This window comes from Streptomyces sp. H27-D2, assembly GCF_035828615.1.
Classification (GTDB): domain Bacteria; phylum Actinomycetota; class Actinomycetes; order Streptomycetales; family Streptomycetaceae; genus Streptomyces.
Map to the genome: position 1 here is coordinate 1 of NZ_JAYMZR010000148.1, position 8,112 is coordinate 8,112.

An 8,112-nucleotide genomic window follows, 5' to 3' on the forward strand; every position below is an offset into this window, starting at 1 on the left:
GGCGGGGGGCCCGCGGCTGTGTGCGCGCTTCGCGCTCGCGCTACGCCGAAGCGGGCGGGTACAGGCCGCGCGGCAGCTCGGAGGCCGCCGCCCGGTCCAGCAGCCACAGCGTCCTGCTGCGGCCGTACGCGCCCGCCGCCGGAGCCTGGATCTCCCCGGCGCCGGACAGCGCGATGGCGGCGGCCTTGGCCTTGTCCTCGCCCGCCGCGAGCAGCCAGACCTCCCGCGCCGCGCGGATCGCGGGCAGGGTCAGCGAGATCCGGACGGGCGGCGGCTTGGGCGCACCGTGCACGCCGACCACCGTCCGCTCGCTCTCGCGTACGGCCGGCAGCTCGGGGAAGAGCGAGGCGACATGGGTGTCGGGTCCGACACCCAGCAGCAGCACGTCGAAGGACGGCACGCAGGCGTGGTCCTCCGGCCGCGCCGCGGCGGCGAGTTCGTCGGCGTACGCCGCGGCGGCCGCCTCCACATCCCCGCCGTACGGACCGTTCGAGGCGGCCATCACATGCACCCGCGCCGGGTCGAGCGGCACCGAGTCGAGCAGCGCCTCCCGAGCCTGGGTGACGTTGCGCTCCGGATCGCCGTCCGGTAGGAACCGCTCGTCGCCCCACCACAGGTCGAGCCGCGACCAGTCCACCGCGTCCCGCGCGGGCGCCTCGGCGAGCGCGGCGAGCAGACCATTGCCGTTCCGCCCGCCGGTGAGCACCACCGAGGCGCTGCCGCGGGCGCTCTGCGCGTCCACGACCTTGGTGATCAGCCGGGCCGCGGCGGCCCGCGCCATCAGCTCCTTGTCGCGGTGCACGACGACCTGGGGCACGCTCACTTGCCGCTCGCCGCCTTCTTCGCCGGAACGGACTTCTTGGCCGGCGCCGGCTTCCCGTCAGCGGCCTGCTCGCCGCCGTCGGGCGCGGTGGCCGCCGCCTTCTCCGGCTGCTCGGCCTTCTCCGGCTTCTCGGGCTTCACGACGCCCTCGGCCGTGACACCCGCGAGCCGCTTGACGCCCAGCCGCACCGTCGAGCGGTAGACGTCGTCCGGGTCCAGCCGGCGCAGCTCCTCGGCGATCAGCTCGGCGGTCTCCCGCCGCTTGAGCGCCACATGGCGGTCCGGCTGACCCGGCATCGCCAGCTCGGCCAGCGCGCCGTCCGCCCGGTCCAGGCAGATGTCGCCGTCCGGCGTGGACAGCCGTACGGCGGTGAGCCCGGGCCCGTCCGACACCTTGCGCTCGACGGGCACCGCGAGCCGGTCGGCGAGCCACAGCGCGAGCAACTCACTGCTCGGGTTGTACGCCTCGCCCTCCACGACGGCGGAGGTGACCTTGGAGTGCTTCTGGTCCAGGGCCGCCGCCAGCATGCTGCGCCAGGGGGTGATCCGGGTCCAGGCCAGGTCGGTGTCGCCCGGGGTGTACGCGTTGGCGCGCACTCCGAGAGAGCTGACCGGGTCCTCGGCCGCCGCGGCGTCGGTGATCCGGCGCTGCGCCAGCCGGCCCAGCGGGTCCTCGGCGGGGTGGTCCGGCGCGTCCTCGGGCCACCAGACGACCACCGGGGCGTCCGGCAGCAGCAGTGGCAGCACGACCGACTCGGCGTGGTTGGCCAGTTCGCCGTGCATCCGCAGCACGACGGTCTCGCCGGTGCCCGAGTCGGAACCGACCCGGACCTCGGCGTCCAGCCGCGCCATCTTGCGGTCGCGCGGCGAGCGGCCAGGCCGCTTGATGACGGCGACGATCCGGGAGGGGTGCTCCCTGGACGCGTCGCTGGCCGCCTTGAGTGCGTCGTAGGCGCTGCCCTCGTCGGTGACGATGACCAGGGTCAAAACCATGCCGACGGTCGGGGCGCCGATGGAGCGCCGGGCCTCGATCAGGGCGGCGTTGATACGGGACGAGGTGGTGTCCGTCAGGTCGATTCTCATGGCCGGCGCCAGCTCCTACCGTCTCGTGCGAGCATCTCGTCCGCCTCGGCCGGTCCCCAGGTGCCCGACGCGTACTGGGCGGGCTTGCCGTGCTTGTCCCAGTACTCCTCGATCGGGTCGAGGATGTTCCAGGAGAGTTCGACCTCCTGGTGACGGGGGAACAGGTTGGCGTCGCCGAGCAGCACATCGAGGAGGAGCCGCTCGTAGGCCTCCGGGCTGGACTCGGTGAAGGACTCGCCGTACGCGAAGTCCATCGTGACGTCCCGGACCTCCATCGAGGTGCCGGGCACCTTCGAGCCGAACCGCACGGTGACGCCCTCGTCCGGCTGCACCCGGATGACCAGGGCGTTCTGCCCCAGCTCCTCGGTGGACCCGGCCTCGAACGGCAGGTAGGGGGCGCGCTTGAAGACCACCGCGATCTCGGTGACCCGGCGGCCCAGCCGCTTGCCGGTGCGCAGGTAGAACGGGACGCCCGCCCAGCGGCGGTTGTTGATCTCCAGCTTGATCGCGGCGAAGGTGTCGGTCTTCGACTTGGGGTCGATGCCGTCCTCTTCGAGGTAGCCGAGCACCTCCTCGCCGCCCTGCCAGGCGTGCGCGTACTGGCCGCGCACGGTGTGCTTGCCCAGGTCCTCGGGCAGCTCGACGGCGGTCAGCACCTTGAGCTTCTCCGCGACCAGCGCCTTCGGGTGGAAGGAGCCGGGCTCCTCCATCGCGGTGAGCGCGAGCAGTTGCAGCAGGTGGTTCTGGATGACGTCGCGGGCGGCGCCGATGCCGTCGTAGTAGCCGGCCCGGCCGCCGATGCCGATGTCCTCGGCCATGGTGATCTGTACGTGGTCGACGTACGACCGGTTCCAGATCGGCTCGAACATGGTGTTGGCGAACCGCAGCGCCAGGATGTTCTGAACCGTCTCCTTGCCCAGGTAGTGGTCGATCCGGAAGACCTCGTTGGGCGGGAAGACGTCGTGCACGATCTGGTTGAGGTCCTGCGCGCTCGTCAGGTCGTGCCCGAACGGCTTCTCGATCACCGCGCGCCGCCAGGACTGGCCCTGGCCCTCGGACAGCCCGTGCTTCTTGAGCTGCTGGACGACGTCGGGGAAGAACTTGGGCGGCACGGAGAGGTAGAAGGCGAAGTTGCCGCCGGTGCCCCGGGCCTTGTCGAGCTCGTCGATGGTCGACTTGAGGGTCTTGAACGCCTCGTCGTCGTCGAACACACCGGGGACGAACCGGAAGCCCTCGGCGAGCTGTTGCCAGACCTCCTCGCGGAAGGGGGTGCGGGCGTGTTCCTTGACGGCGTCGTGGACGACCTGCGCGAAGTCCTCGTCCGCCCAGTCGCGGCGGGCGAAGCCGACGAGCGAGAAGCCCGGCGGCAGCAGGCCGCGGTTGGCCAGGTCGTAGACGGCGGGCATCAGCTTTTTACGGGACAAATCGCCCGTGACGCCAAAGATGACCAGGCCCGACGGCCCCGCGATACGCGGGAGCCGTCGGTCCTGAGCGTCACGCAGCGGGTTGTCACCGCTTGCGGAAGCAGAGGTCAAGTCACGCCTCCGAAGGGGCGAGCCGCTTGAGTTCGGCCTGAGTGGACTTGAGCAGGTCGGTCCAGGCGGACTCGAACTTCTCCACGCCCTCGTCCTCCAGCAGCTGGACGACCTCGTCGTACGAGACCCCGGCGCCGGCGAGCGCGTCGATGTCCTTCTGGGCCTGCGCGTAGCCGCCGCGCACCGTGTCACCGGTGATCTCGCCGTGGTCGGCGGTGGCCTCCAAGGTGGCCTCCGGCATGGTGTTGACGGTGCCGGGGGCGACCAGGTCGGTCACGTAAATGGTGTCCGGCAGCGACGGGTCCTTGACGCCGGTCGAGGCCCACAGCGGGCGCTGCTTGTTGGCGTTCTTCTTGTCGAGGGCGGCCCAGCGGTCGGAGGCCGCCGTCTTGGCGTCGACGGAGCCGAAGATCTCCTCGAACGCCTGGTAGGCGAGCCGGGCGTTGGCCAGCGCGGCCTTGCCCTTGAGCGCGGTGGCCTCGCCGCCGATCTTGTCGAGGCGCTTGTCGATCTCGGTGTCCACGCGGGACACGAAGAAGGACGCGACCGACTCGATCGTGGACAGGTCCAGACCGGCGGCCTTGGCCGTCTCCAGACCGGTCAGGTAGGCGTCCATCACCGCGCGGTAGCGCTCCAGCGAGAAGATCAGCGTGACGTTGACGCTGATGCCCTTGCCGATGGTCTCGGCGATGGCCGGCAGCCCGGCCTCGGTCGCCGGGATCTTGATGAAGGTGTTCGGCCGGTCGACGAGCCAGGCGAGCTGCTTGGCCTCGGCGATGGTCGCCGCCGTGTTGTGCGCGAGGCGCGGGTCGACCTCGATGGAGACCCGGCCGTCACGGCCGCCGGTGGCGTCGAAGACCGGACGCAGCACGTCGGCCGCGTCACGGACGTCCGCCGTGGTGATCATGCGGACCGCCTCTTCGACGGTCACCTTGCGGGTGGCGAGGTCGGTGAGCTGCTGCTCGTAACCGTCACCGCTGGAAATGGCCTTCTGGAAGATCGACGGGTTGGTGGTGACACCCACCACGTGCTGCTGGTCGATCAGCTCGGCGAGATTGCCGGACGTGATCCGCTTGCGGGACAGGTCGTCCAGCCAGATCGCGACGCCTTCGTCGGAGAGGCGCTTGAGTGCGTCTGTCATGAGTAATGCATCTCCTACTGGTTCGTATGGGGGCGTCAGCGTCCGGCGGCGGCGATCGAGTCGCGCGCGGCCGCGGCGACGGCCTCTGAGGTGAGACCGAACTCGCGGTACAGCACCTTGTAGTCGGCGGAAGCGCCGTAGTGCTCCAGCGAGACGATCCGGCCGGTGTCGCCGACGTAGCGGTGCCAGGTCAGACCGATGCCGGCCTCGACGGCGACACGCGCCTTCACGTCCGGCAGCAGAATGCCGTCGCGGTACGCCTGGTCCTGCTCCTCGAACCACTCGACGCACGGCATCGAGACCACGCGGGTCGGGATGCCGTCGGCTTCGAGCGCCTCGCGGGCCTCGACGGCGAGCTGGACCTCGGAGCCGGTGCCGATCAGGATCACCTGCGGCCGGCCTCCCTCGGCCTCGAACAGGATGTAGCCGCCCTTGGCCGCGTCCTGGTCCGCCTCGTACGTCGGGACGTTCTGCCGGGTGAGGGCCAGGCCGTGCGGCGCGGGCTTCTCGTTGTGCCGGCGGGTGATCTCGCGCCAGGCGGTGACGGTCTCGTTCGCGTCGGCCGGGCGGACCATGTTCAGGCCCGGGATGGCGCGCAGCGCGGCCATGTGCTCGACCGGCTGGTGGGTCGGGCCGTCCTCGCCGAGGCCGATGGAGTCGTGCGTCCACACGTAGGTGACCGGCAGCCGCATCAGCGCGGCGAGCCGGACGGCGGGGCGCATGTAGTCGGAGAACGTCAGGAACGTTCCGCCGTAGATGCGGGTGTTGCCGTGCAGCGCGATGCCGTTCATGGTCGAACCCATGGCGTGTTCGCGGATGCCCCAGTGCACGGTGCGGCCGTACGGGCTCGCCTCCGGCAGCGGGTTGCCCGTCGGGAGGAAGGACGAGGAGGCGTCGATCGTGGTGTTGTTCGAGCCCGCGAGGTCGCTGGAGCCGCCCCACAGCTCGGGGATGACGCCGCCCAGCGCCTGGAGCACCGCGCCGGACGCCTTACGGGTCGCGACATCCTTGCCGACCGGGAAGGAGGGCAGCGCCTTCTCCCAGCCGTCGGGCAGCTCGGCCGCGTGGATCCGGTCGAACTCGACGGCGCGCTCCGGGTTGGCGGCGCGCCACTCCTCGAACCGCTTGGCCCAGACCGCGTGCGCCTCGGTGCCGCGGTCGACGACCTTGCGGACGTGCGAGAAGACCGCGTCGCCGACCTCGAAGGTCTGCTCGGGGTCGAAGCCCAGCACCTTCTTGGTCGCGGCGACCTCTTCGTCGCCGAGCGCGGAGCCGTGCGAGGCGCCGGTGTTCTGCGCGTTCGGAGCAGGCCAGGCGATGATCGTGCGGGCCGCGATGATCGAGGGGCGCCCGGTCTCGGCCTGGGCCGCCTTGAGCGCGCCGTAGAGCGCCTCCACGTCGAAGTCGCCGTCGGGCGACTGGTCGACGCGCTGGATGTGCCAGCCGTACGCCTCGTAGCGCTTGAGTACGTCCTCGGAGAGCGCGGTCTCGGTGTCGCCCTCGATCGAGATGTGGTTGTCGTCGTAGATCGCGACGATGTTGCCGAGCTTCTGGTGCCCGGCCAGCGAGCTGACCTCGGACGAGACGCCCTCCTCGATGTCACCGTCGGACACGATCGCCCAGATGGTGTGGTCGAAGGGGGACGTGCCCTCGGCGGCGTCCGGGTCGAACAGGCCGCGCTCGTAGCGGGCGGCCATCGCCATGCCCACGGCGTTGCCGATGCCCTGGCCGAGCGGTCCCGTGGTGGTCTCGACGCCCCGGGTGTGGCCGTGCTCCGGGTGGCCCGGGGTCTTGCTGCCCCAGGTGCGGAAGGCCTTGAGGTCGTCGAGCTCCAGGCCGTAGCCGGCCATGTAGAGCTGGATGTAGAGGGTCAGGCTGGTGTGCCCCGGGGAAAGGACGAAGCGGTCGCGTCCCGTCCAGTCGGCGTCGCTCGGGTCGTGCCGCATCAGCTTCTGGAAAAGCAGGTACGCGGCGGGCGCGAGGCTCATGGCCGTTCCGGGATGGCCGTTGCCGACCTTCTGCACGGAATCCATGGCCAGGACACGAACGGTATCGACAGCCCGCTGGTCCAGTTCGGTCCACTCGAAATCTGTGGTGGTCGGCTTGGTGCTCACCCTGGTTCAGGGCTCCTCTCCACAAGGTCGAAAGGGCCGGTGACACGGTGCCTACCGGCCGTTGCCGAGCCTACCCCCGCCGGAGCGTGCGGCTATTCGACTGTCCATCGGTCGGGAAAGGCCCAGCGCCCGGGGCAACCGAATTCGCGGATGGGGCATTCCCGGCGCGCGGCGGCCGGACGGTGTCCAGCCTGCCGTAAGCGCCCCGCTTCGCCCGTCGCCAACACGACCCACCCCCGGGACGGACGGCGTATCGGCTGCGTCTAGAGTGCAGGGGTACGCGCAAGTATTTACCGGGCCTTCATGTTCGGTGACTGGGCCTTCAGGTTCGGTGCTTGCTGGCCTTTCTCGCAGCGAGAGCTGCTGATGTCTCTTCCAGGGGTGTGCGTGACGGCCGTCGAATCCCGTCCAGTGGGGGCACTGGGTACGCCCCCCGGCCATCGGCCGTTCGGGGCCCGCGTCAAGGCATTCGTCGCATTGACGAAGCCGCGGATCATCGAACTGTTGCTGATCACCACCGTGCCGGTGATGTTCCTGGCAGCCGAGGGAATTCCCGATCTCTGGCTGGTGCTGGTCACCTGCGTGGGCGGGTACCTCTCCGCGGGCGGCGCGAACGCCCTCAACATGTATCTCGACCGCGATATCGACGCGCTCATGCACCGCACCGAGCACCGTCCGCTGGTCACCGGGATCGTCTCGCCGCGCGAAGGGCTCGTCTTCGGGCTCGCGCTCGTCGTGATCTCCACCGCCTGGTTCGTCTTCCTGGTCAACGCGCTGTCGGCGGCGCTGTCGCTCGCGGCGGTGCTGTTCTACGTCGTCGGCTACACGATGATCCTCAAGCGGCGCACCTCGCAGAACATCGTCTGGGGCGGCATCGCGGGCTGCATGCCGGTCTTCATCGGCTGGTCCGCCGTCACGAACTCGGTGTCCTGGGCCGCGGTCGTCCTGTTCCTCGTCATCTTCTTCTGGACGCCGCCGCACTACTGGCCGCTGTCGATGAAGGTCAAGGACGACTACGCCAGGGCGGGCGTGCCGATGCTCCCGGTGGTCGCCTCCAACACGGTGGTCGCCCGGCAGATCGTCGCCTACAGCTGGGTGATGGTCGCGGTCTCGCTGGCGCTCTGGCCGCTGGGCTACGTCGGCTGGTTCTACCCGCTGGTGGCGATCGTGGCCGGCGCGTGGTGGCTCAAGGAGGCGCACGGGCTCCAGGCGCGCGCCAGGTCCGGGGTCACCGGCGGCAAGCTCAAGGAGATGCGGCTGTTCCACTGGTCGATCACGTACGTGTCGCTGCTTTTCCTGGCTGTGGCGATCGACCCCTTCCTTCGCTAGACGCGGCTCCCCGCGGCGGGCGCCTCACGGCGTGCCGGTCGTGGACACGGATCTTCTCCGGGCGGTCCGGGTGGTGAAAACCACCCGG

The 8,112-nt window shown here is 70.3% G+C and carries 6 protein-coding genes; 1 reads left to right on the forward strand and 5 read right to left on the reverse strand.

Annotation, left to right across the window (positions count from 1 at the left end; translation table 11 throughout):
• Positions 1 to 40 precede the first annotated feature (40 nt).
• The 5 genes from pgl to tkt are packed head-to-tail and all read right to left on the reverse strand — an operon-like array spanning position 41 to position 6,695.
• Positions 41 to 781 carry a 6-phosphogluconolactonase gene (gene pgl, locus QMK28_RS32205; RefSeq protein WP_443050899.1) on the reverse strand — a complete coding sequence of 247 codons (741 nt, stop codon included), beginning with the start codon at positions 779 to 781 and terminating at the stop codon, positions 41 to 43.
• A gap of 38 nt (positions 782 to 819) precedes the next feature.
• Positions 820 to 1,905: a glucose-6-phosphate dehydrogenase assembly protein OpcA gene (gene opcA / locus QMK28_RS32210; RefSeq protein ID WP_326443242.1), complete on the reverse strand. Its 1,086-nt coding sequence runs from the start codon at positions 1,903 to 1,905 to the stop codon at positions 820 to 822.
• A complete protein-coding gene (gene zwf / locus QMK28_RS32215; RefSeq protein ID WP_326443243.1) occupies positions 1,902 to 3,440 on the reverse strand; it encodes a glucose-6-phosphate dehydrogenase in 1,539 nt (512 codons plus the stop codon). Before zwf ends, opcA begins: the two co-directional genes overlap by 4 nt.
• A 1-nt stretch (position 3,441) precedes the next feature.
• A complete protein-coding gene (gene tal / locus QMK28_RS32220; RefSeq protein WP_326443244.1) occupies positions 3,442 to 4,581 on the reverse strand; it encodes a transaldolase in 1,140 nt (379 codons plus the stop codon).
• 35 nt (positions 4,582 to 4,616) lie between these two features.
• Entirely contained in the window at positions 4,617 to 6,695 is a 2,079-nt protein-coding gene (gene tkt / locus QMK28_RS32225) for a transketolase (RefSeq protein WP_326443245.1), read from the reverse strand.
• Between the two features lie 387 nt (positions 6,696 to 7,082).
• Here tkt and QMK28_RS32230 point away from each other — a divergent pair, with 387 nt between their 5' ends.
• On the forward strand, positions 7,083 to 8,024 hold the full coding sequence (locus tag QMK28_RS32230; RefSeq protein ID WP_326443246.1) for a heme o synthase: 942 nt from the start codon (positions 7,083 to 7,085) through the stop codon (positions 8,022 to 8,024).
• Positions 8,025 to 8,112: the final 88 nt, after the last annotated feature.

Bases quoted from the DNA above. Each gene is read 5' to 3' on its own strand.
- opcA (WP_326443242.1), bottom strand. From the start codon at position 1,905: ATGAGAATCGACCTGACGGACACCACCTCGTCCCGTATCAACGCCGCC.
- pgl (WP_443050899.1), bottom strand. From the start codon at position 781: ATGGCGCGGGCCGCCGCGGCCCGGCTGATCACCAAGGTCGTGGACGCG.
- tal (WP_326443244.1), bottom strand. From the start codon at position 4,581: ATGACAGACGCACTCAAGCGCCTCTCCGACGAAGGCGTCGCGATCTGG.